The following is a 24,342-nucleotide window of genomic DNA, read 5'->3' as shown; positions in this document are numbered from 1 at the left end:
AGTACTGGAGCTATTGCATACAACAAATTGATGGTATTTCACCTCCTTTACAAAAGCTCTTAAATGAACAGGTACCAACAGTAAATGGAAACAAGGTTTTAATCACCACGCGTAATGAAGCAGAAGCGATGACACTAAAGCATAAATATGCCTCTATTATTTCAGATATTTATCAATCAGTGGGATTTCCTCTTTTGTCGATTGATACTGTTATGAACAGCGAAGAAAAAAATGAAGAATATGAACAGTTTTTAATAGCCAAGCAAAAGGAAGACCAAGAACGCGCGTTATTAGCGATGGTGGAAATGCAGAAGCAGGAGGCAGAAAGAGACTCAGCTTCAGGGGATGTTCCTGATGGACCCCTTACCATAGGTCTTACCATTAAGGATGACAGCGACTATCGTAATATGATTGATATTGTCGATGAAGAGAGAAGAGTGGTTGTTGAAGGATATATATTTGCGTCTGAAATTCGTGAACTTAGAAGCGGACGCTCATTATTAACCTTTAAAATTACCGATTACACAAGTTCGATTATGGTGAAAATGTTTTCTCGCGACAAAGAGGATGCCGCCAATTTCCAACGGGTGAAAAAAGGGATGTGGGCTAAGGTAAGAGGAAGTATTCAAAACGATACCTTTGTTCGTGATCTTGTCATGATTGGTAATGACATCAACGAAATGAAACCTGCACAACGCAAAGATACAGCACCAGAGAACGAAAAACGGGTTGAACTGCATTTGCATACACCAATGAGTCAAATGGATGCTGTAACACCGGTCAGCACATTAATCGCCCAAGCGAAAAAATGGGGGCATAAAGCAATTGCAGTTACAGACCACGCTGTTGCCCAATCATTCCCAGAAGCTTACGGCGCAGGAAAGAAAAATGATATTAAAATCCTCTATGGGGTTGAGGCAAATTTAATCGATGACGGCGTACCGATTGCTTATAATGATGCGCATCGTTTGCTGGCGGAAGATACCTTTGTTGTCTTTGACGTTGAGACTACAGGACTTTCCGCTGTATATGACACGATCATTGAGCTTGCAGCGGTTAAGGTAAGAAACGGGGAAATTATCGATCGGTTCGAGTCTTTCGCCAAACCACATCGAAGGTTATCGGCAACGATCATCAATTTAACTGGAATTACCGATGATATGGTGGAAAATGCTCCAGAAGTCAATGAGGTAATAACAAAGTTTCATGATTGGGTAGACGATGCAGTACTGGTTGCCCATAATGCATCATTTGACATGGGATTCTTAAATGTAGGTTATAAAAATATCGGATTGGACAAAGCGAAAAATCCAGTCATTGATACATTAGAACTAGGCCGCTTTTTGTATCCGGAGCTTAAAAATCACCGGTTGAATACATTAGCGAAAAAGTTTGATATTGAATTAACTCAGCACCACCGGGCGATTTATGATACAGAGGCTACTGCCTATTTATTATTAAAAATGTTAAAGGATGCTCTCGAAAAAGGGATACAATATCATGATGAGTTTAATGAAAATATGGGTAAAGGAAATGCCTATCAGCGTGCCCGTCCTTCTCATTGTATCCTTCTTGCTCAAAATGATATTGGTTTGAAAAATTTATTTAAATTAATTTCCATTTCGCATCTCGAATATTTTTACCGTGTTCCGAGGATTCCGAGATCGGTTCTGCAAAAATATCGGGAAGGGATTCTGGTTGGCTCTGCTTGTGATAAGGGCGAAGTCTTCGAAGGTATGATGCAAAAATCTCCAGAAGAGGTCGAAGCCATCGCGGGATTTTATGATTATTTAGAGGTTTTGCCAAAACAGGTGTATGCCCCTTTAATCGAGATGGAATTAATTCGTAATGAAAGAGATTTAGAGGAAATTATCGGTAATATTGTAAAACTGGGCGATAAGCTGGGCATCCCAGTTGTAGCAACTGGAAATGTTCATTATTTAAACGAGAATGATAAAATATACCGCAAAATTCTCATCAGTTCACAGGGAGGAGCCAACCCGCTTAACCGCCATGAACTTCCTGATGTTCATTTTAGAACGACGAATGATATGCTAGATGCCTTCTCTTTTCTAGGTGCAGAAAAGGCAAAGGAAATTGTTGTTACCAATACGAATAAAATCGCTGATATGATTGATACGATTAAACCGATTAAAGATGATTTATACACACCTAAAATTGAAGGTGCAGAAGATGAAATGCGGCAAATGAGTTATGCCATGGCCCATAAAATCTATGGAGACCCACTCCCAGAAATCGTTGAAGCCCGATTGGAGAAAGAACTGAAGAGTATTATCGGTCATGGATTTGCCGTTATTTACTTGATTTCTCACAAACTCGTGAAAAAATCACTCGATGACGGTTATTTAGTAGGTTCACGTGGATCTGTTGGCTCTTCCTTAGTAGCAACTATGACTGAAATTACAGAGGTCAATCCACTTCCACCTCATTATGTCTGCCCATCATGCAAGAATTCGGAATTCTTTAATGATGGATCTGTCGGTTCTGGCTTTGATTTACCAGACAAAGATTGCCCAAATTGCGGAGAAAAATACAAAAAAGACGGACATGATATCCCCTTTGAAACCTTCCTAGGCTTCAAGGGAGACAAGGTTCCAGACATAGATTTGAACTTTTCTGGAGAGTATCAGCCACGAGCCCACAACTATACAAAGGTCTTGTTCGGCGAGGATTATGTTTATCGTGCTGGAACAATTGGAACGGTTGCTGACAAAACGGCATTTGGTTACGTAAAAGCCTATCAACAGGATCATAATCTGCAAATCCGTGGTGCTGAAGTCGAACGCCTAGCATCAGGATGTACAGGGGTTAAACGAACCACTGGTCAGCATCCGGGCGGTATCATTGTTATTCCGGACTATATGGATGTGTATGATTTCACGCCAATTCAGTTTCCGGCAGATGATAAAACATCGGAATGGCGTACAACTCATTTTGACTTCCATTCTATCCATGATAACGTACTAAAGCTAGATATACTGGGGCACGATGATCCTACAGTGATTAGGATGCTTCAGGACCTAAGTGGTATTGATCCAAAAACGATCCCAACTGATGATCCAGAAGTCATGAAGATTTTTAGCGGTACGGAGTCATTGGGTGTAACGGAACAACAAATCATGTGTAAAACGGGTACCCTGGGTATACCGGAATTTGGTACAAGATTTGTTAGACAAATGCTTGAAGACACAAAACCTACAACCTTTTCCGAACTCGTACAAATTTCCGGACTTTCCCATGGAACAGATGTATGGTTAGGAAATGCACAAGAGCTAATCCATAATCGAACATGTACATTAAGTGAAGTAATTGGTTGTCGTGACGACATTATGGTTTATTTGATATATCAAGGACTTGAACCATCATTTGCGTTCAAAATCATGGAATCTGTCCGTAAAGGTAAAGGCTTGTCAGAAGAAATGGAAGCAGAAATGCGTAAAAACGAAGTACCAGAATGGTACATTGATTCCTGTAAAAAAATTAAATATATGTTCCCAAAGGCTCACGCCGCAGCATATGTGTTAATGGCTGTCAGGATTGCCTATTTTAAGGTGCACTTGCCATTGCTATACTATGCAGCCTACTTTACTGTACGGGCCGAAGATTTTGATATTGAAGCAATGGCAAGGGGATCAGAATCGATTCGGGCAAAAATTGAAGAAATCAATGCCAAAGGATTGGATGCCTCAAATAAAGAGAAAAACCTATTAACAGTTCTTGAATTGGCATTGGAAATGACAGAGAGAGGCTTTACCTTCCAAAATTATGATTTATATAAGTCTGCCTCTTCAGAATTTATTATCGAAGGGAATTCATTAATTCCACCATTTAATTCAATTCCTGGTCTTGGGGCGAATGCAGCAGTCAACATAGTCAAAGCTAGGGGAGAAGGGGAATTCTTATCTAAAGAAGACTTGCAGCAACGTGGAAAAGTCTCAAAGACTATTCTCGAGTATCTCGATAAACAAGGTTGTCTCAGAGCATTACCAGAACAAAATCAGCTTTCTCTCTTTTAATATTTGTAAGAGGTGCATCTAGCCTTTATCTGTAAAAGTTTGCATAAATATATTGATTATGGTATAGTTTTAATGGAAATACTAAGAAATACTCTCGTGTACAAGGAGTGGGGAAACCCACTCTTTCGTGTTGTTATAGTGTTTTTTATCTTACTTAAACTTTCCGGAAACTACATAAGGTAAGGGTGGAAAAGGAGGGATTGCATGAGCAAAGTAACCGAGGTTGTAGAACAACTGGCTGCACCAATTGTCGAAGAACTTGGTCTGGAATTAGTGGAAATTGAGTATGTAAAGGAAGGGAAAAATTGGTTCCTTCGCATATACATCGATAAGGATACAGGAGTAGATATAGAAGAATGTGGTCTTGTAAGCGAACGGCTAAGTGAAAAACTTGACGAGGCAGACCCAATTCCTCATCTTTATTTCCTTGAAGTATCTTCACCAGGTGCAGAGCGTCCGCTTAAAAAAGAGAAGGATTTTGAAAAAGCGATTGGGAAAAATATTTTTATTAAAACCTACGAACCGATTGACGGTGAAAAAAGCTTTGAAGGAATCTTAAAAGAATTCGATGGACAAATCGTGAAAATCGAAATCAAAATAAAAACTCGTAAAAAAACAATTGAAATTCCTTATGAAAAAGTGGCGAATGCCCGATTAGCAGTAACTTTTTCATAGAAAATTATATATAAAGGTTAGGGGGATACAAGCTAATGAGCAGCGAATTATTGGATGCTCTTATCATACTTGAGAAAGAAAAAGGTATATCAAGAGATATTTTAATCGAAGCCATTGAAGCTGCACTTATTTCGGCTTACCGCCGAAATTTCAATCAGGCGCAAAATGTTAGAATTGATTTAAATTTAGAAACAGGTTCAATGAGAGTATTCGCTCGTAAAGAAGTAGTGGATGAGGTTTTTGATCCACGCTTAGAGATTTCTTTAGCGGAAGCAAGACATATCAATCCAAATTATCAGGTTGAAGATGTTGTGGAAATGGAGGTTACTCCAAAAGATTTCGGCCGTATTGCTGCACAAACAGCAAAACAGGTTGTAACACAGCGTGTCCGTGAAGCGGAAAGAGGAATTATCTACTCCGAATTTATTGATCGTGAAGAAGATATTATGACTGGAATTGTCCAACGTCTGGATTCCAAATTTATCTATGTTAGCCTAGGTAAAATTGAAGCACTGTTGCCAATAAATGAACAAATGCCGAATGAAAGATATAAGCCACATGATCGGATAAAAGTTTTTATTACGAAAGTAGAAAAAACAACAAAGGGTCCGCAAATTTTTGTTTCACGTACTCATCCTGGTTTGTTAAAAAGACTATTTGAGATTGAAGTTCCAGAAATCTATGATGGGACTGTCGAGATTAAATCAGTGGCACGCGAAGCAGGAGACCGTTCGAAAATTTCCGTCCATTCCGAAAATCCTGAAGTAGACCCGGTTGGTTCTTGCGTTGGTCCAAAAGGAACAAGAGTTCAAGCCGTTGTAAATGAACTAAAAGGTGAAAAAATCGACATTGTCAAATGGTCGGATGATCCAGTAACCTTCGTTGCAAATGCACTTAGTCCATCTAAAGTTCTTGATGTAATGGTGAATGAAGAGGAAAAGGCAACAACAGTAGTGGTTCCTGATTACCAACTGTCTTTAGCAATTGGTAAAAGAGGGCAAAATGCTCGTTTAGCAGCAAAATTAACAGGTTGGAAAATTGATATCAAATCGGAATCAGAGGCTCGTGACTTAGGAATATATCCACGGGAAGAAACAATTAGGCTTTTTGATGATCAAGTAGATTCTGATTTCGAATATGATAATGATCAAGAGTAAGAAGAGGTGAATGATTGTGAACAATCGAAAAAAAGTTCCAATGCGCAAATGTGTTGCAACCGGTGAGATGAAACCGAAAAAAGAACTCGTTCGCATCGTTCGCTCAAAAGAGGGAGACGTGTCAATCGATCTAACCGGAAAAAAATCCGGTAGAGGGGCATACCTTTCAAGGGAAAAAGAAGCTGTTCTACTTGCAAAGAAGAAGAATATTTTATCAAACCATTTAGATGTTGCGATAAATGATTCCTTGTATGATGAACTGCTAGAACTGATAGAGAAGGAGAGCTCGTCATCCAAATGAAACTAAATCAATGGATGTCATTGCTTGGATTAGCCAATCGGGCACGACAAATCATATCAGGTGAGGAGCTAACCGTAAAGCAGATCCGCAGTGGAAATGCAAAGCTCGTTTTATTATCCGCAGATGCATCTCAAAATACGATGAAAAAAATTACAGATAAATGTAAAACGTATGAGGTTCCCATCAAAATGGTGGAAAATCGTTTTCTTCTAGGTCAAGCAATTGGCAAAGAAGCCCGCGTTGTTGTAGCTGTATTGGATGATGGATTTGCCAAGAAACTGGTAACGTTGCTCGATTAAATCTTGCGGGGGTGAAATTAATGAGTAAAATACGTGTTTATGAGTATGCAAAAAAACACAACCTTTCCAGTAAGGAAATTATTACAAAATTAAAAGAAATGAATATAGAGGTTTCAAATCATATGGCAACACTTGAAGACGCTGATGTAAAAAAACTGGATGCTGTTTACAATAAAAAGGAAAACAGTCAATCACAGCCAAAAACCGGAAACACAGCAGGGCAAAATCGACCAAATGGCAATGCTCGTCCTGCACAACAGAAAAATGCACAAAAGCCTCAGGTTCAGGCTAAAACAACTTCTTCTACATTAGAAGATGAAGAGACTTTAGCTGTGTCAAATAAGGTGAAAGTTGCAGTTGCTCCAAAAGCAAAAGAGGGCAAAAAGCACGATCAAGAGTCTCAAACAAAGGAAAATAAGGCTTTCCAACCAGGGAAATCAAAAAATAAGCCACAAAACTTCCAACAAAATCGCAATCATCATCATAATAAAAAGCGAAATCAAGCGCCAGTCCAACAAGTGGCGGCTCCACAAAAGAAGAAAGAAAAAGAACTCCCTACCAAAATTACCTTTAGCGATTCTTTAACAGTTGCTGAACTTGGCAAAAAACTGCACAGAGAGCCATCGGAAATTATTAAAAAGCTCTTTTTACTAGGGGTAATGGCAACAATCAACCAAGAGTTGGATAAAGATGCAATTGAATTAATTGCCGGCGAATATGGGGTCGAAGTTGAAGAAGAAATTAAAGTTGACACCACTGACCTAGAAATTTATTTTACTGAAGATGCTTCGGGGGATTTAATTGAGCGGCCAGCTGTTGTAACCATTATGGGTCACGTTGACCACGGCAAAACGACTCTCTTGGACTCAATTCGTAATACGAAAGTTACCGAGGGAGAAGCAGGTGGGATTACCCAGCATATCGGTGCCTATCAGGTAGTAGAAAATGGAAAGAAAATTACGTTCCTTGATACACCAGGACACGCTGCATTTACAACCATGCGTGCTCGTGGAGCTCAAATCACTGATATTACCATCCTTGTTGTAGCAGCAGATGATGGTGTTATGCCACAAACAGTAGAAGCCATTAACCATGCAAAAGCGGCTGAAGTTCCGATCATTGTTGCTGTCAACAAAATGGATAAACCTGATGCAAATGTAGACCGTGTCATGCAAGAGTTAACAGAGCATGGGTTGGTTTCAGAGGCTTGGGGTGGAGATACCATATTTGTTCCTCTTTCTGCTAAAACAGGCGAAGGAATCGATAATTTGTTAGAAATGATTTTATTAGTCAGTGAAGTGGAAGAATATAAAGCAAATCCAAAACGAAATGCCGTTGGTACTGTTATCGAAGCTAAATTAGATAAGGGCCGTGGATCTGTTGCCACATTGCTTGTGCAAAACGGTACGTTAAAGATTGGAGATCCAATCGTTGTAGGTAACACACATGGTCGTGTTCGTGCAATGGTTAACGATCTTGGGCGCCGCGTAAAAGAGGCTGGTCCATCTACACCTGTTGAAATTACCGGGTTAAGTGATGTACCACAAGCTGGTGACCGATTTGTTGTTTTCGATGATGAAAAAACTGCCCGCCAAGTTGGGGAAGCACGTTCTCAGCAGGCAATTGCTGCACAACGTGGCGAAAAATCCCGCGTCAGCCTTGATAATTTGTTTGAACAATTGAAACAAGGCGAAATGAAGGATCTAAATATTATCATTAAAGCAGATGTTCAAGGATCTGCTGAAGCACTTGCCGCATCCTTGCTAAAAATCGATGTTGAAGGTGTCAATATTAAAATCATTCATAACGGAACAGGTGCGATTAATGAATCAGATATCAGCCTTGCTTCCGCGTCTAATGCAATTGTCATTGGGTTTAATGTTCGTCCTGATGCGAATGCCAAACGGGCTGCAGATGCTGAAAAGGTAGACGTCCGTCTTCATAGAATCATTTATAAAGTGATTGAAGAAATCGAAGCCGCCATGAAGGGTATGCTTGATCCAGAATTTGAAGAAAAAATTATTGGTCAGGCAGAAGTTCGCCAAACATTTAAAGTGTCAAAAGTTGGAACCATTGCTGGTTCATATGTGATTGACGGTAAAATTACCCGCGATAGTGGCGTGCGAGTGATTCGTGATGGTGTCGTCATTTTTGAAGGAACGATTGATGCCTTAAAACGTTATAAAGACGATGCAAAAGAAGTAGCACAAGGCTACGAATGTGGTGTAACCATTAAAAACTTTAATGATATTAAAGAAGGAGATATCATTGAAGCTTATGTAATGGAAGAAATAGAGCGCAAATGATTTTTTGCTCAGTCGTTTGTGAATGTGTCATCTATGATGCACATTCATTAAAGGAAAAACGAGCTGTCCTACAGCGAATCCTCACCCGCTTAAAACAAAAATTTAATATTTCTGTTGCTGAAGTGGATTATCAGGATGTATGGCAAAGGACAAAAATAGCCATAGTAGCAGTAACGGCAGCTCATAGTTCTACTGAGCTGGAGTTGCAAAATGCTCTAAAATTTATTGACTCGTTTCCTGAAATAGAGAGGACGATCACCGAGTTTGAATGGCTTTAAGTTAAGAGGTGAATAGGATGAGCCTTAGAGCGAACCGTGTTGGAGAACAAATGAAAAAGGAATTGAGCGATATTATCGGCCGCAAGCTAAAAGATCCACGGATTGGTTTTGTGACGGTAACGGATGTTCAAGTCAGCGGAGATCTTCAACAGGCAAAAGTGTTTATTTCTGTATTGGGTGATGACGAGCAAAAGGAAAACACCTTAAAAGGATTGGCCAAAGCAAAAGGATTTATCAGAACTGAAATTGGCCATCGGATCCGGCTCCGAAAAACACCTGAAATTATTTTTGAATTTGATGAATCCATAGATTATGGAAATCGAATTGAAACCCTTCTTCATCAACTTCATTCCGATGATAAACCATTGGAAACGACGAATGAAGAAGAGTAGAGTGGATAGACATTTGTCTATCCATTTTTTTCGGTTAGAAAGGAAGTGTTGATGGGTGGAAGGAATTTTGCCATTATATAAGCCTGCCGGGCTGACAAGTCATGATTGTGTATTTAAATTAAGAAAAATTTTAAAAACGAAGAAAGTCGGACATACTGGTACACTTGATCCCGATGTTACAGGGGTTCTTCCTATTTGTATTGGGAAAGCGACAAAAGTGGCAGAATATATCACCGATGCTGGAAAAGCTTATGAAGGTGAAGTAACCCTCGGATTTTCCACAACTACTGAGGATGCTTCTGGAGAAATAGTGGAGAAAAAAAACGTTGATAGAGTGATTCATCGGGAAGATATCAGCAAGGTGCTGGAAGCTCTCACAGGGGAAATCGAACAAACTCCGCCGATGTTTTCAGCCGTAAAGGTTGGGGGAATTCGTCTTTACGAGTACGCTAGAAAAGGAATCGAAGTGGAGCGTCCAACTAGGAAGGTCATGATTTATTCCAACGAACTATTAGATGATCGAACAGAGTTTTCCGGAGAGACAATCAGTTTCCGTTTTCGAGTACATTGTAGTAAAGGTACGTATATTAGAACATTGGCAGTCATGATAGGGGAGGCTTTAGGATACCCTGCACATATGTCTTTTTTAACAAGAATTCAATCGGCCTCCTTTTCCTTAAATGATTGCTTCACATTTTCAGAAATTGAAACTTTAGCGGCAGAAGGTAAAATTGAATCAGTGTTAAAACCATTAGAAACTGCGCTTTCTCATTTGCCGAAATTAATAATTAATGATAAAGTAGCAGAGAAAGTGAAAAATGGTGCACTATTAAGTATTCCAGAACATTTAAAAAATTGTAACGGACCGATTATTGCTGAAACTGATAATGGAATTGCGCTGGCCATTTATGCAAAGCATCCAAATAAGCCAGATCTTTTAAAACCATTGAAGGTTTTAAGGAATGATCAAGAATAAAGGTTACGGATTAGAAAAGGTGAGTTTCTATTGGAAGTGAAGAGGCTTAGTTTTCCATTAAACATAAATACAGATGAATTTCCTCCATTGGTAATGGCCCTGGGTTATTTTGACGGAGTCCACCGTGGTCATCAAGAGGTGATTATGGAGGCCAAAAGGGTTGCAAATGTAAATGGTATGAAAAGTGCGGTTATGACTTTTGATCCCCATCCTTCAGTTGTATTAGGGAAAAATAAACAACATGTTCAGTTTATCACCCCATTACAGGAAAAAATAAATATAATAGAAGGTTTAGGGATTGATTATCTGTTTATTGTTCATTTTACAGAGGAATTTGCCGGTTTGCTGCCTCAGGAGTTTATTGATCAATTTATTATCAGTCTCCATGTAAGACATGTGGTGGCGGGGTTTGATTTTACCTATGGGAGAATGGGGAAGGGGAATATGGAAACCTTACCCTTTCATTCAAGAGATCAATTTACTTTTACAATTGTACCAAAACTGACCGAAGCTCATGAAAAAGTAAGTTCCACCAGAATACGCAATCTGTTAATGGAAGGAAAAACTAATGAGCTCCCCGCATTACTTGGTAGATTTTATACCACGACTGGTGTTGTAGTCCACGGGGATAAACGTGGCAGAACGATAGGCTTCCCTACAGCAAATGTGGATTTAAAGGATCTTTATCTCCTTCCACCGCTGGGTGTTTATGCAGTTAGAATGAAGGTTAGAAATTGCTGGTACAATGGAGTTTGCAACGTGGGCTACAAACCAACCTTTAATAAAGAAGCAGTAAAGCTTTCTATTGAAGTTCATCTTTTTGATTTAAACGAGGATATTTACGGAGAAGTAGTAATAATTGAATGGCACTTATATATAAGAAATGAAAAAAAATTCTCCGGTATCGAAGAACTCGTAAAACAAATTGAATCAGATAAAGAAACAGCCATTGAATACTTTGCAGGTAATCGACAAAATACTAAAAGTTCATGGTAAATATAAGTTTTTCCTACAATATAATCTGTTTTTAACTTGCTTTTTATAAAAAAACATTGTATTCTTAATTACGTATTAAAAATAACCTTTGCTTGGCAAGTCGAGTCACCGACGCTTGCTCGGTAACAGGGGATTGTATATTAGGAGGTGAATATGGATGGCAATCACTCAAGAACGGAAAAACGAACTAATCAATGAGTATAAAACTCATGAGAGCGACACTGGATCTGCAGAAGTTCAAATCGCTGTCCTTACTGAACAAATCAACAACTTGAACGATCACTTACGCGTTCACAAGAAGGACCACCACTCACGTCGCGGTCTTTTGAAAATGGTTGGTAAACGTCGTAATCTTTTGACTTACCTACGTAACAAAGATGTTCAACGTTACCGCGTGTTAATCAATAAGCTTGGTCTACGTCGTTAGTTTACGGAAGCGGGAATTTTCCCGCTTTTTTATTAGCTTTTAAATAGAAAAAAGAATATTTTATACATATTTTTTAATACAAGATTTTTTGTCCATACTATAAGTATTATGGATATCTATAAATTTCTATGTGATATCATCCTACACTTTTTTATAGCTAAAGTGAAATTTTAAATTGTTTGGAAAGATCCTCCTAAGGGATTTAGATAGAGAGGGGTAAAAGTATGGAACAATTGAGACATGAATACTCCATGGATTGGGCTGGCCGCAAATTAACGGTTGAAATCGGCCAATTAGCCAAACAGGCTAGCGGAGCGGCATTGGTACGCTATGGAGATACGGCAGTCCTAAGTACTGCAACAGCATCAAAGGAACCTAAAAACTTAGACTTTTTTCCATTGACAGTCAACTATGAAGAACGTTTATATGCTGTAGGTAAAATACCGGGCGGTTTTATTAAACGTGAAGGCCGACCAAGTGAAAAAGCTATTTTGGCTAGCCGTTTAATTGACCGTCCCATCCGTCCGTTATTTGCAGATGGATTCCGTAATGACGTACAAGTTATTAGTATTGTCATGAGTGTGGATCAGGATTGTTCTACCGAAATGGCTGCGATGTTTGGCTCATCTTTAGCTTTGTGTGTTTCAGATATCCCATTTGAGGGTCCAATCGCTGGGGTAGTTGTTGGCCGTATTAATGGAGAGTTTGTTATTAACCCAACGGTTGAACAGGCTGAAATGAGTGATATTCATTTAACGGTTGCCGGTACGAAAGACGCGATCAACATGGTTGAAGCTGGAGCTAATGAGGTTCCGGAAGAAGTAATGCTTGAAGCCATTATGTTTGGTCATGAAGAGATTAAACGTTTGATTGAGTTCCAAGAGAAAATTGCTTCTGAAATTGGCAAAGAAAAAAGACAGATTGCTTTATATGAAATTGACAAAGAGCTTGAAGCTGAAGTTAGAGAAATGTGTGAAGCAGATATGGTGAAAGCCATTCAAGTTCAAGAAAAGCATGCCCGTGAGGATGCCATTTCTCAAGTGAAAGAGCAGGTATTGGCAAAATATACTGAGCAAGAAGCTACAGATGAAGATTTAAAACAAGTTAAACAAATTTTAGATAAAATGGTTAAAGGTGAAGTTCGCCGCTTAATCACGGTTGAAAAGATTCGCCCGGATGGACGTAAAATTGATGAAATCCGTCCTTTATCGTCTCAAGTAGGAATTTTACCACGGACCCATGGATCAGGATTATTTACCCGTGGACAAACTCAGGCTTTAAGCATTTGTACACTTGGTGCAATGGGAGATGTTCAAATTCTTGATGGATTAGGCATTGAAGAAGAAAAACGTTTCATGCACCATTATAACTTCCCATCCTTTAGTGTGGGTGAAACGGGCCCAATCAGAGGACCAGGCCGTCGTGAAATTGGACATGGAGCACTAGGTGAGCGTGCCTTAGAACCGGTAGTTCCTTCTGAGGTTGATTTCCCTTATACCATCCGTCTGGTATCTGAGGTTTTGGAATCAAATGGTTCTACTTCACAAGCCAGCATTTGTGCCAGCACTTTGGCGATGATGGATGCGGGTGTACCAATTAAAGCTCCAGTTGCCGGTATTGCCATGGGATTGGTAAAATCTGGTGAACACTATACTGTCTTAACAGATATTCAAGGCATGGAAGACCACCTTGGGGATATGGACTTTAAGGTTGCCGGAACATCCAAAGGGGTAACAGCCTTGCAAATGGATATCAAAATTGAAGGTCTTTCCCGTGACATTTTAGAAGAAGCCCTACAACAGGCAAAAGTAGGCAGAATGCAAATTTTGAATTCGATGTTAGCTACATTGGCGCAGCCAAGGGAAGAGCTGTCTCCATTTGCACCGAAGATTCTAACCATGAACATTAATCCGGATAAGATCCGCGACGTAATTGGACCGAGCGGAAAACAAATTAATAAAATCATCGAAGAAACCGGCGTTAAGATTGATATTGAACAAGACGGTACCATTTTTATTGCCTCGGCAGATCAGGAAATGAACCAAAAAGCGAAGAAAATTATCGAAGATATTGTTCGTGAGGTAGAAGTAGGACAAATGTATCTTGGTAAGGTTAAACGGATTGAGAAATTTGGAGCTTTTGTAGAAATCTTTGCTGGCAAAGATGGATTGGTTCACATTTCCGAGCTTGCTGAAGAACGTGTAGGAAAAGTGGAAGATGTTGTTAAAATCGGTGATGAATTATTAGTAAAAGTTACCGAAATTGATAAGCAAGGCCGCGTTAATTTATCACGCAAAGCAGTCTTAAAAGAAGAGCGTGAAAAAGCAGAGCAAAATCAATAATATAAACCAACACCATTGTAGTCAGGGTTTTCCCTGACTTTTTGCATGGTTTAGGCCATACATACACGTTCTACCTTGTCCGCATTTTACATACTCTTTATAGAAGAGGGGGAAAGGTAGAATGAAAAAGGCGTCCATTATTTTTATGATTTTATTTGCTTGGCTAGTAGTAAATAACCCGGTGGTTAATAAATATGTCGGTTCGATAAAGAATCAAGCAATTCCTACCATTAAAAATTCAGACCCACTTTATCAAAGTATTGTAAAAAATGCTTCTACATATGAAATACCACCTTCGGATGCAAAAATTGATCCAGTATGGAAGGCGATCCCTGGCTATAATGGTCTTAAAGTGGATCTTGCTGCTTCTTATAAAAATATGAAACATAAGGGTACCTTCGATGAAAAGAAATTAGTACTAAAACAGGTAAAACCTAAAGTGCAATTGGATGATTTACCACCTTCACCAATATATAAAGGACATCCAGACAAACCGATGGTTACGTTCATCATTAATGTTGCTTGGGGAAATGAATTCTTATCTGACATGCTGGCGACATTGAAAAAACATCATGTATCGGTTAGTTTTTTTCTAGAAGGAAATTGGGTAAAAAAGAATCCTGAATTGGCAAAAATGATTGTAAGCGCCGGACATGAAGTGGGGAACCATTCCTATTCTCATCCAGATATGGCTAAATTAACAGCAGAACAGGCAAGAGAACAGATTAAACGAACCAATGAAATCATCGAGGCTGCAACTGGGGTCAAGTGTTCTTGGTTTGCACCCCCAAGCGGAAGCTATCGAGATGAAACAGTCCGTGTAGCTAATGAATTTAACATGAAAACCGTCATGTGGACGGTAGATACTGTTGATTGGAAAAAGCCGGCACCCGATGTGTTAATCAATCGAGTTATTTCAAAAATCGATAATGGTTCAATGGTCCTGATGCATCCAACAGAATCAACCGCAAAATCGCTTGACCGTCTAATCACTTTAATTGAAAAAAAGAATCTAAAAATCGGTACCGTCTCTGAATTAATGGAAGAAGAACGTATAATGAAATAATCGGAGTAAAAAATACCTAAAAGTTGGAGAAATTAGCCATAATAGGTATAATGGACAATGGAATACTAGCATCTGCTGTTTAAAGACAGGAGGAAGTCGATGATAAATAAATACACTTGCCAAAATGGAGTAAGAATCGTTTTAGAACAAATTCCTACCGTCAGGTCTGTTGCAATTGGGATCTGGATTGGAACAGGATCAAGAAACGAAGATCCACAAACAAATGGAATTTCTCATTTTCTTGAACATATGTTTTTTAAAGGAACCACGACTAAAACAGCAAAAGAAATTGCGGAATCCTTTGACAGTATTGGTGGTCAAGTAAATGCGTTTACCTCAAAGGAATATACTTGCTATTATGCGAAGGTTCTTGATACACATTCTAAATTTGCTTTGGATGTTCTAGCTGATATGTTTTTTAATTCAACTTTTGTTGAAGAGGAATTAAAGAAGGAAAAAAATGTTGTCTTAGAAGAAATAAAAATGTATGAAGATACACCTGATGATATTGTCCATGATTTACTAAGTAGGGCAGTCTATGGTGAACATCCACTTGGATATCCAATCCTTGGAACAGAAGATACCTTAAATACATTTACAGGTGATTCGCTAAAGGAATACATCCACGAGCGTTACACCCCAGAAAATGTCGTCATTTCCATTGCGGGCAATATATCAGAGTCCTTTATTTCAGAAGTGGAACAATATTTTGGGTCTTATCAAGGCGGAAATAACGAGCCTACTGAAAACATTCCAGAATTTCATTCGAATCGAATTTCTCGTAAAAAAGAAACGGAGCAGGCCCATTTATGTATCGGGTTTAATGGATTAAAAGTTGGCCACGATGATATATACAGTTTAATTACTTTAAATAATATTTTAGGCGGAAGCATGAGCTCAAGATTATTCCAAGAGGTACGTGAGCAGCGGGGTTTAGCTTATTCTGTCTTTTCCTATCATTCCGCATACCAGGATAGCGGGATTGTTACTGTTTACGGGGGGACTGGAGCAAAGCAGCTTAATGTGCTTTATGAAACCATCCAGGATACGCTTGAAAAATTAAAACAAAATGGAATTACGGAAAAAGAATTAACTAATAGCAAAGAACAATTAAAAGGTGGCCTAATGCTCAGTTTAGAAAGCACCAATAGCCGGATGAGCCGAAATGGCAAAAACGAACTATTGTTGAAGCGTCACCGTTCCCTAGATGAAATTATTACTGAAATTGACTTGGTAACAAAGAAGAGTGTAGACGACATGGCAAGATCGATCTTTACAGACGAATTTTCTGTATCCTTGATCAGTCCAGACGGTGAATTTCCAGCAAATTTATAAAAAGAAATGAGGTAGTCATATATCTGGCTGCCTCTTTTTCTTTAGTCTATTTTTGTCCGTCTCATTATACACTAATAAAAAAGGTAGAGGAGTGTCAAAGGGAATGCGACTTAGTGAATTAAGCGGAAAAGAAATAGTTGACGTTAAAAAAGCAGAACGACTGGGTGTTCTCGGACAGACGGATTTAGAAATTAATGAAAATACCGGACAAATTCAGGCATTGCTAATCCCATCATTAAAATGGTTTGGTTTTAGAAAGCAAGGGGAAGAATTGCGAGTGCCTTGGACCCACATTAAAAAAATTGGATCCGATATGATCATTATCGATGTACCGGAAGAAGAATAATGGTAAAAAGCTCAAGCAATTTAATAGTTGCTTGGGCTTTTTTTATATATATGCGTATGGAAAACTCACAGATTGAATCCATCATACATAAGATGTTGAAGTGATAATAAGCAAAGGATTCTTCTTAGGATTTTTAAATAAAGAAGGTGAATGTTTTCATGCTGACAGGGTTACAAATAGCCGTTATTGGTGGAGATGCCAGACAGCTGGAAATTATCCGGAAGTTAACTGAATTAGATGCGAGACTTTCGCTCATTGGTTTCGAACAACTTGACCACGCCTTCACGGGTGCTGTTAAGGAAAAATTAGATGAAGTTGACTTCACGAATATAGATGCCATTATTTTACCGGTAGCGGGAACAAATTTAGAAGGCCAAGTAGAAACAATTTTTTCAAATGAAAAAGTAGTATTAACGACAGATATACTTTCCAAGACACCAGAGCATTGCCGGATTTATTCCGGGATTACAAATCCCTATCTAAATGAGATTGTCAAGGAGTCTAACAGACCGCTGGTTCAGTTATTTTCAAGGGATGATGTAGCTATTTACAATTCCATTCCTACAGTGGAAGGGACGATTATGATGGCCATACAGCACACTGACTTTACAATCCATGGTTCAAATGTGACCGTTCTTGGTCTCGGGAGATGTGGCATGAGCATTGCAAGAGCTTTCCATGCTCTTGGTGCTAAAGTCAAAGTCGGAGCAAGGAAAAGCGAACATCTCGCTAGGATAACGGAAATGGGAGTTACTCCTTTTCATTTAAATCAAATCGAAAATGAGGTATCCGACACTGATATATTAATTAATACTATACCATTGCAAATTGTAAGTGCAGCCGTGATATCCAAACTACCGACCCATACGCTTGTAATCGATATTGCTTCGAAACCGGGGGGCACTGATTTCCGTTACGCCGAGAAACGGGGAATAAAAGCTCTACTGGCACCCAGTTTACCTGGGATTGTGGCACCCAAAACAGCCGGCCAAATTCTTGCAGATGTACTCTCACAGCTGTTGCAGGATGACCTCAATAATCGAAAGGGGAAAGGATAATGAATTTACAAGGTAAAAGAATTGGTTTTGGGCTCACTGGCTCACATTGTACTTATGATGCCGTGTTTCCTGAAATAGAGAAGCTCGTTCAAGCTGGAGTTGAGGTAATTCCCGTGGTGACCTTTACTGTGAAAAATACCGATACACGATTTGGTAAAGGCGATGATTGGGTTGAAAGAATTGAAGATTTAACAGGTAATAAAGTGATTGATTCAATTGTGAAGGCAGAGCCCTTGGGACCCAAACTGCCGCTTGATTGCATGGTCATTGCCCCATTAACAGGTGTATCAATGAGTAAATTTGCCAATGCGATTAATGACAGTCCAGTATTAATGGCTGCTAAGGCAACATTAAGAAATTTAAAACCGGTAGTCTTAGGGATATCTACTAATGATGCCCTAGGGTTAAATGGAGTAAACTTAATGAGATTAATGGCCACCAAAAATATTTATTTTATTCCCTATGGGCAGGATGATCCGATTAAAAAACCGAACTCGATGGTTGCTAGAATGCCATTGTTAGTTGATACAGTCGTTGCAGCTCTTGAAGGCACACAAATTCAGCCAGTATTAGTAGAGAGATACAAAGATACGGATTAATTTTCGACCCTTTCCTCAAAAAAGGTTATTTCTTTTCGAGAATATGATAAAATAAATTAATCATTCATCAGTGGGCTATATCTTTAGCCCCCTGATAAGATTTACAATAAACATATAAGTAGAATACTGGCAGCAAAATGAGTAAAATAACCAGCCAGTGATTGATGAAAGGGGAACAAAAATGAGTCAGCAAAATGGATTTAATGTAGCCGTTGTTGGGGCAACGGGTGCAGTTGGACAGCAGATGATAGAAACATTAGTAAAACAAAATTTTCCAATTAAAAACTTATTATTGCTTTCTTCAGCGCGTTCCGCTGGAAAGAAAATAAATGTTAGTGGTCAAGAATACACTGTACAAGAAGCAAAGCCTGAAAGCTTTGAAGGAATTGACATTGCCCTTTTCAGTGCTGGCGGAAGTGTTTCAAAAGAATTAGCACCAGAGGCTGTAAAGCGAGGGGCAATTGTAGTGGACAACACTAGTGCCTTCCGAATGGACCAAAATACACCTTTAGTTGTGCCTGAAGTAAATGAGGCAGACCTGCATAACCATAATGGAATCATTGCTAATCCTAACTGTTCCACTATCCAAATGGTTGTGGCGTTACAACCAATTAGAGAAAAGTTTGGATTAAAGAAAGTCATCGTTTCCACTTATCAAGCAGTTTCCGGGGCAGGTGCTGCAGCCATTTCTGAATTAATGGATCAAACAAAGGCGATTTTGAATAATGAATCCTATGAACCAAAGATTTTACCAGTAAAATCTGATAATAATCATTATCAAATAGCTTTTAATGCCATTCCGCAAATTGACAAATTTCAAGATAATGGCTATACATTTGAAGAAATGAAAATGATTAACGAAACAAAGAAAATCATGAATTTATCAGATCTTCCTGTTTCAGCGACATGTGTTCGCTTACCGGTTGCTGTTGGGCATTCAGAATCTGTTTATTTTGAAATTGAAGCAGAAGGCGTAACTGCCAATGATATTAAGGCGTTATTACAAGATGCACCGGGTGTTGTCCTCCAGGATGATCCTGAGAATCAAATTTACCCAATGCCAGCAAACTGTGTAGGGAAAAATGATGTATTTGTAGGAAGAATTCGTAAAGATATTGATGAATCCCGCGGTTTCCATATGTGGGTTGTTTCGGATAATCTTCTAAAGGGTGCTGCATGGAACTCAGTGCAAATAGCAGAAAGCTTAATAAAATTAGGGCTAGTAAAATAAGAAAAGTTCCATCTAAAAGGTAGGTTTTTGTGTCATTATGAAAATTATTGTGCAGAAATTCGGCGGAACATCTGTAAAGGATGAAGAGAGCAGAAAACATGCTCAAGGACATATTGAGAAAGCTATAGCCGAAGGATATAAAGTGGTTGTTGTTGTTTCAGCAATGGGAAGAAAAGGAGACCCATATGCAACGGATACGTTACTATCTTTAATCGGTGGAAGTGTTAGTAAGCTTTCTAAGCGTGAAAATGATTTATTAATGTCATGTGGTGAAACCATTTCAAGTATTGTGTTTACTAATATGCTAGTCGAAAGCGGCATTAATGCGGTTGCTTTAACAGGGGCACAAGCCGGTTTTAGAACGAATAGTGATTTTACAAATGCAAAAATAATCGAAATGAAATGTGACCGACTGTTAAGAGAGTTGGAAGAGAATGATGTGGTGGTAGTTGCCGGATTCCAAGGTGCTGCCAAAAATGGCGATATTACCACGATTGGACGTGGCGGCAGTGATACATCTGCGGCCGCACTAGGAGCTGCCCTCAATGCAGAGTGGATTGATATTTTTACAGATGTAGAAGGTATTATGACAGCTGATCCACGAATCGCTGAGAATGCCCGTCCACTTTCAGTTGTTACTTATACAGAGGTATGTAATATGGCTTATCAAGGGGCAAAAGTAATTCATCCTAGAGCTGTTGAAATTGCCATGCAAGCAAAAGTGCCGATTCGAATTCGTTCAACTTATTCTGATAACCTAGGAACATTGGTTACCTCCATTAATAAAAATAATCGTGGCAGTGACATTAGAGAGCGACTTGTTACCGGGATCGCTCATGTTTCGAATGTCACCCAAATTAAGGTTTATGCCAAAAAAGACCAATATTATTTGCAAGCTGAAGTTTTCAAGGCAATGGCCAATGAAAAAATCAGTGTCGATTTTATCAATATTTCTCCTAATGGTGTTGTCTATACCGTAACAGATGAAATGACTGACAAAGCGATAAATGTCTTGAAGGAATTAGGCCACGACCCAGAGATTGAGCGTCATTGTGCAAAAGTATCTGTTGTTGGTGCGGGAATTGCCGGAGTTCCGGGAGTCACCTCTAAAATTGTTACAGCACTTTCAAATCAGGGAATTCGTATTTTACAATCTGCAGACAGCCACACTACAATTTGGGTACTTGTGAAACAAGATGATTTGGTGAAATCTGTGAATGCTTTACATGATGCATTTCAACTAGAGGAAGAATCTCTTGAGTTTAATGGTTTAGAATTTTAGAGTGGCTTATCTAAAATATTAGGAATATGTATTCTTGCGAGAAGGATTTGAAAGGAGCAGGAACATGGTTTATTTAGGTCGAATATCCACGGCTATGGTTACCCCTTTCGATAATAAAGGACATATTGATTTTGCCAAAACAACGAAATTAGTGAATTTTTTAATTGAAAGTGGAACAGAGTCTTTAGTGATCGCCGGAACAACAGGTGAATCTCCAACATTATCAAAGGAAGAAAAACTGGCGTTATTTGATCATGTGGTCAAAGTGGTAAATAAAAGAATTCCAGTCATTGCTGGTACTGGGGGCAACAACACCTATGCATCAATCGAACTGACGAAAAAAGCTGAACAGTTGGATGTTGACGGTATAATGGTTGTTGGTCCCTATTACAATAAACCTAATCAAGAAGGCCTTTATCAACATTTCAAAGCAATTGCTGAGTCAACAACGCTTCCGGTAATGGTTTATAATATTCCTGGGAGATCAGCAGTTAATATTCATCCCGATACGATTATTCGTTTAGCTAAAATACCGAATATTTTTGCCGTAAAAGAGGCTAGCGGTGACCTGAATGCAATGGCAAAGATTATTGCTAATACAGATGATGACTTTAAGCTGTATAGTGGTGATGATAGCATGACAATTCCAGTGCTGGCCATTGGGGGTACTGGGGTTATATCAGTCTCTTCTCATGTCATTGGGAAAGAAATGCAGGAAATGGTTTATTCATTTTTTGAAGGGGATATTAAGAAAGCAGCTAAGTTACACCAGCATTTGCTTCCGCTAATGCAAGGATTGTTTGCTGCACCGAGCCCAGCACCGGTTAAAACTGCATTGCAACTAAAAGGTCTTGATGTTGGATCTGTTAGGTTACCACTTGTAGGTCTATCTGAGCAAGAACGAAAAATTTTAACTTCATTGTTGGAACAATACGAGTAGCACAAAAAAGTCAACCGACTCTCGGTTGACTTTTTTGCTTTAATATGAGATTTGTCACTTTTTTCATTTTTTGTTGTAATGATTTTTATATTTCAAGTATAATAATCATAACTGAATTTCGGTCGATTTAAAAATATGGCTATGTTAAAGAACAGTGTTGATTTTTTACACTCTGTTGAATGGAGCGGAAGGTGCGAAGACTCCTGTGGGAGTACGGTTCAGGAGAGACCCCGCAGGCGCAAGCGCCGAGGAGGCTCGCCGAAACGCCCACGGAAAGCGAAGCACCTGGAGCGCAAATCAACAGCCAAGTTTAACAGAGCCAAAAATATAGATAAACAAAGTATGTGGAAACACGCAGCATAGGAGGAAAACGGATAGTGATCATTCAAAAAAATCAATCCATCAGGATCATAGCACTTGGTGGTATAGGAGAAATCGGGAAAAATATGTATCTTGTTGAAGTGGACAAGGACATATTTATCATTGATGCCGGTTTAATGTTCCCCGAGGAAGAAATGCTTGGCATAGACATGGTGATCCCGGACATTACTTATTTAAAAGAAAACAAAGAAAGAGTAAAAGCCATTTTTCTAACTCATGGACACGAGGACCATATTGGGGCACTTTCCTATGTTTTAAGACAAATGGATGTTCCTGTTTATGGTACGAAATTGACTTTAGCACTTTCCAAGGCAAAACTAAAAGAACAAGAGTACTTTGGAAAGACTAATTTCATCGAAGTGGATTCTAATTCAATTGTGGAAATGGAAACGGTTAAAGTTAGCTTCTTTAAAACGAACCATAGTATCCCAGATTCGGTCGGTGTTTGTATACATACCTCTGAAGGCATTATCGTTTACACAGGAGATTTTAAATTTGATCAAGCTGCCACTAAGTTCTATAAGCCGGAAATAGGCAAAATGGCCGCTATTGGTGAACAAGGGGTATTATGTTTATTGTCTGATAGTACTGAAGCAGAAAAGCCTGGATATACCACTTCAGAGGCAATTGTCCAACGCGAACTTTCCAGTGCTTTGTATAATGCTCGAGGAAGAATTATAGCTGCATGCTTTGCTTCTGACATTAACAGAATTCAACATATCTTTGATGCTGCGTTAGAGAATAAGCGCAAGGTTGTTGTTATTGGGAAGAGCCTGGAAAGAATTTACCACATTGCTTTGGACCTAGGTTATTTAGAAGTGGCCGACGACTTAATTATTTCCATAGAGGAGATCAAGGATTATCAAGATCATGAAATCGTCGTTCTTATGACAGGCAGTCAGGGTGAACCAATAGAAGCACTACAAAAAATGGCAAAGCAAACCCATAAACTTTTAAATATTCAAAAGGGCGATACGGTGTTAATTGCTGCGTCCCCTCTTCGTGGCAGTGAGTTATTTTTATCCAAAACAGTTGATATGCTATTTAGAGCAGGCGCAAATGTGATATATGGGAACCGTACCATTCATGTTTCCAGTCATGGCAGCCAGGAAGAATTAAAATTTATGCTGAACTTAATGCAGCCAAAATTCTTTATTCCGGTTCATGGGGAATTCCGCATGTTGAAGGCACATCGAAAATTGGCATTAGAATGTGGGCTGCGTGATAGTCAAATTTACATTCCTGACCGTGGTGATATTGTTGAGTGGAAAGAAGGAAAATTTTCCATCACCGGAAAAGTTCCATCCGGCAATGTCTTGATTGACGGAATAGGTGTTGGCGATGTTGGGAATATTGTTTTACGGGATCGGAAGCTTTTATCTCAAGATGGAATCCTTATCGTGGTTGTAACACTGACTAAGCAGGAGAAAAAAATTGCGGCCGGACCAGAGATTATCTCAAGAGGCTTTGTCTATGTTAGAGAATCAGAAAAATTAATGGATGATTCCACAAAATTAGTAAAAGACATTGTTGAAAGAAATATTGCAAAAGACACTTTTGAATGGGCTACCTTAAAACAAGAAATCAGAGATGAATTAAATCGCTATTTATACGAAAAAACCAAAAGACGTCCAATGATTCTTCCAATCATTATGGAAATTTAATTTGGCTTAGAGACTGACTCAGATGGTGTAAATGCACCTTATTGAGTCAGTTTTTTCTTGTAAAAGTTTCATTAATCTTTAGGACTCTGTTGATTGGAGAGGAAGGCACGAAGACTCCTGCGGGAGACCCCGCAGGCGCTTCAGCGACGAGGAGGCTCACCGCAACGCCCGCGGAAAGCGAAGTGCTTGGATCGGAAATCAACAGACTAATATTGAGACCGTTAATTTAACAGGAGTTCTCGTATAGTCATTTT

At 39.0% G+C, this 24,342-nt stretch carries 21 protein-coding genes; all 21 read left to right on the top strand.

The genetic code is table 11. The features are described 5' to 3' along the window. Positions 1-4,037 (top strand): PolC-type DNA polymerase III (locus ACI3K6_RS20110; protein ID WP_435556222.1); only part of this gene is annotated, 4,037 nt, incomplete at its 5' end. 204 nt (positions 4,038-4,241) lie between these two features. Continuing rightward, positions 4,242-4,712: a ribosome maturation factor RimP gene (gene rimP, locus ACI3K6_RS20105; RefSeq protein ID WP_435556221.1), complete on the top strand. Its 471-nt coding sequence runs from the start codon at positions 4,242-4,244 to the stop codon at positions 4,710-4,712. 35 nt (positions 4,713-4,747) lie between these two features. Beyond that, positions 4,748-5,869, top strand: coding sequence for a transcription termination factor NusA (gene nusA / locus ACI3K6_RS20100; RefSeq protein WP_435556220.1), 1,122 nt, complete (start codon positions 4,748-4,750; stop codon positions 5,867-5,869). A gap of 16 nt (positions 5,870-5,885) precedes the next feature. Beyond that, entirely contained in the window at positions 5,886-6,170 is a 285-nt protein-coding gene (gene rnpM / locus ACI3K6_RS20095; protein WP_335477330.1) for an RNase P modulator RnpM, read from the top strand. Continuing rightward, complete coding sequence (locus ACI3K6_RS20090; RefSeq protein WP_335477329.1) at positions 6,167-6,469, top strand: YlxQ family RNA-binding protein; 303 nt, start codon at positions 6,167-6,169, stop codon at positions 6,467-6,469. Before rnpM ends, ACI3K6_RS20090 begins: the two co-directional genes overlap by 4 nt. A 20-nt stretch (positions 6,470-6,489) precedes the next feature. Continuing rightward, the gene (gene infB, locus ACI3K6_RS20085; protein WP_435556219.1) at positions 6,490-8,775 is read left to right on the top strand and encodes a translation initiation factor IF-2; all 2,286 of its coding nucleotides are present in this window, start codon (positions 6,490-6,492) and stop codon (positions 8,773-8,775) included. Continuing rightward, a complete protein-coding gene (locus ACI3K6_RS20080; protein WP_435556218.1) occupies positions 8,772-9,053 on the top strand; it encodes a DUF503 domain-containing protein in 282 nt (93 codons plus the stop codon). The genes infB and ACI3K6_RS20080 overlap by 4 nt, the downstream gene beginning before the upstream one ends. A gap of 17 nt (positions 9,054-9,070) precedes the next feature. After that, entirely contained in the window at positions 9,071-9,445 is a 375-nt protein-coding gene (rbfA, locus tag ACI3K6_RS20075) for a 30S ribosome-binding factor RbfA (RefSeq protein WP_335477326.1), read from the top strand. Positions 9,446-9,500: 55 nt separating this feature from the next. Then, positions 9,501-10,421: a tRNA pseudouridine(55) synthase TruB gene (truB, locus tag ACI3K6_RS20070; RefSeq protein WP_435556217.1), complete on the top strand. Its 921-nt coding sequence runs from the start codon at positions 9,501-9,503 to the stop codon at positions 10,419-10,421. Positions 10,422-10,451: 30 nt separating this feature from the next. Then, positions 10,452-11,417 (top strand): bifunctional riboflavin kinase/FAD synthetase, encoded by a 966-nt coding sequence (gene ribF / locus ACI3K6_RS20065; protein ID WP_435556216.1) that lies wholly within the window; start codon positions 10,452-10,454, stop codon positions 11,415-11,417. A gap of 157 nt (positions 11,418-11,574) precedes the next feature. Beyond that, positions 11,575-11,844 (top strand): 30S ribosomal protein S15, encoded by a 270-nt coding sequence (gene rpsO / locus ACI3K6_RS20060; RefSeq protein WP_335477121.1) that lies wholly within the window; start codon positions 11,575-11,577, stop codon positions 11,842-11,844. A 224-nt stretch (positions 11,845-12,068) separates the two neighbouring features. Continuing rightward, positions 12,069-14,186 carry a polyribonucleotide nucleotidyltransferase gene (pnp, locus tag ACI3K6_RS20055; RefSeq protein WP_435556215.1) on the top strand — a complete coding sequence of 706 codons (2,118 nt, stop codon included), beginning with the start codon at positions 12,069-12,071 and terminating at the stop codon, positions 14,184-14,186. 121 nt (positions 14,187-14,307) lie between these two features. After that, on the top strand, positions 14,308-15,252 hold the full coding sequence (locus ACI3K6_RS20050; protein ID WP_435556214.1) for a polysaccharide deacetylase family protein: 945 nt from the start codon (positions 14,308-14,310) through the stop codon (positions 15,250-15,252). A 99-nt stretch (positions 15,253-15,351) separates the two neighbouring features. Further along, complete coding sequence (locus tag ACI3K6_RS20045) at positions 15,352-16,587, top strand: M16 family metallopeptidase (RefSeq protein ID WP_435556213.1); 1,236 nt, start codon at positions 15,352-15,354, stop codon at positions 16,585-16,587. 103 nt (positions 16,588-16,690) lie between these two features. Further along, positions 16,691-16,933: a YlmC/YmxH family sporulation protein gene (locus tag ACI3K6_RS20040; RefSeq protein WP_335477117.1), complete on the top strand. Its 243-nt coding sequence runs from the start codon at positions 16,691-16,693 to the stop codon at positions 16,931-16,933. Between the two features lie 158 nt (positions 16,934-17,091). Then, complete coding sequence (gene dpaA, locus ACI3K6_RS20035; protein WP_335477116.1) at positions 17,092-17,991, top strand: dipicolinic acid synthetase subunit A; 900 nt, start codon at positions 17,092-17,094, stop codon at positions 17,989-17,991. Continuing rightward, positions 17,991-18,590 (top strand): dipicolinate synthase subunit B, encoded by a 600-nt coding sequence (gene dpaB / locus ACI3K6_RS20030; RefSeq protein WP_435556212.1) that lies wholly within the window; start codon positions 17,991-17,993, stop codon positions 18,588-18,590. Before dpaA ends, dpaB begins: the two co-directional genes overlap by 1 nt. A gap of 181 nt (positions 18,591-18,771) precedes the next feature. Beyond that, positions 18,772-19,821 carry an aspartate-semialdehyde dehydrogenase gene (gene asd / locus ACI3K6_RS20025; RefSeq protein ID WP_435556211.1) on the top strand — a complete coding sequence of 350 codons (1,050 nt, stop codon included), beginning with the start codon at positions 18,772-18,774 and terminating at the stop codon, positions 19,819-19,821. Between the two features lie 37 nt (positions 19,822-19,858). Next, positions 19,859-21,103 carry an aspartate kinase gene (dapG, locus tag ACI3K6_RS20020; protein ID WP_435556210.1) on the top strand — a complete coding sequence of 415 codons (1,245 nt, stop codon included), beginning with the start codon at positions 19,859-19,861 and terminating at the stop codon, positions 21,101-21,103. Positions 21,104-21,167: 64 nt separating this feature from the next. Next, positions 21,168-22,043, top strand: a complete 876-nt coding sequence (gene dapA / locus ACI3K6_RS20015; protein WP_435556209.1) for a 4-hydroxy-tetrahydrodipicolinate synthase — start codon at positions 21,168-21,170, stop codon at positions 22,041-22,043. Positions 22,044-22,420: 377 nt separating this feature from the next. Then, positions 22,421-24,088 carry a ribonuclease J gene (locus ACI3K6_RS20010; protein ID WP_435556208.1) on the top strand — a complete coding sequence of 556 codons (1,668 nt, stop codon included), beginning with the start codon at positions 22,421-22,423 and terminating at the stop codon, positions 24,086-24,088. Positions 24,089-24,342: the final 254 nt, after the last annotated feature.

It is taken from the genome of Neobacillus solisequens (assembly GCF_051233465.1).
In the GTDB taxonomy this organism is placed as follows: Bacteria; Bacillota; Bacilli; order Bacillales; family Cytobacillaceae; genus Neobacillus.
The sequence above is the reverse complement of the archived record's forward strand: the minus strand, read 5'-3'. Positions and strand labels throughout refer to the sequence as shown.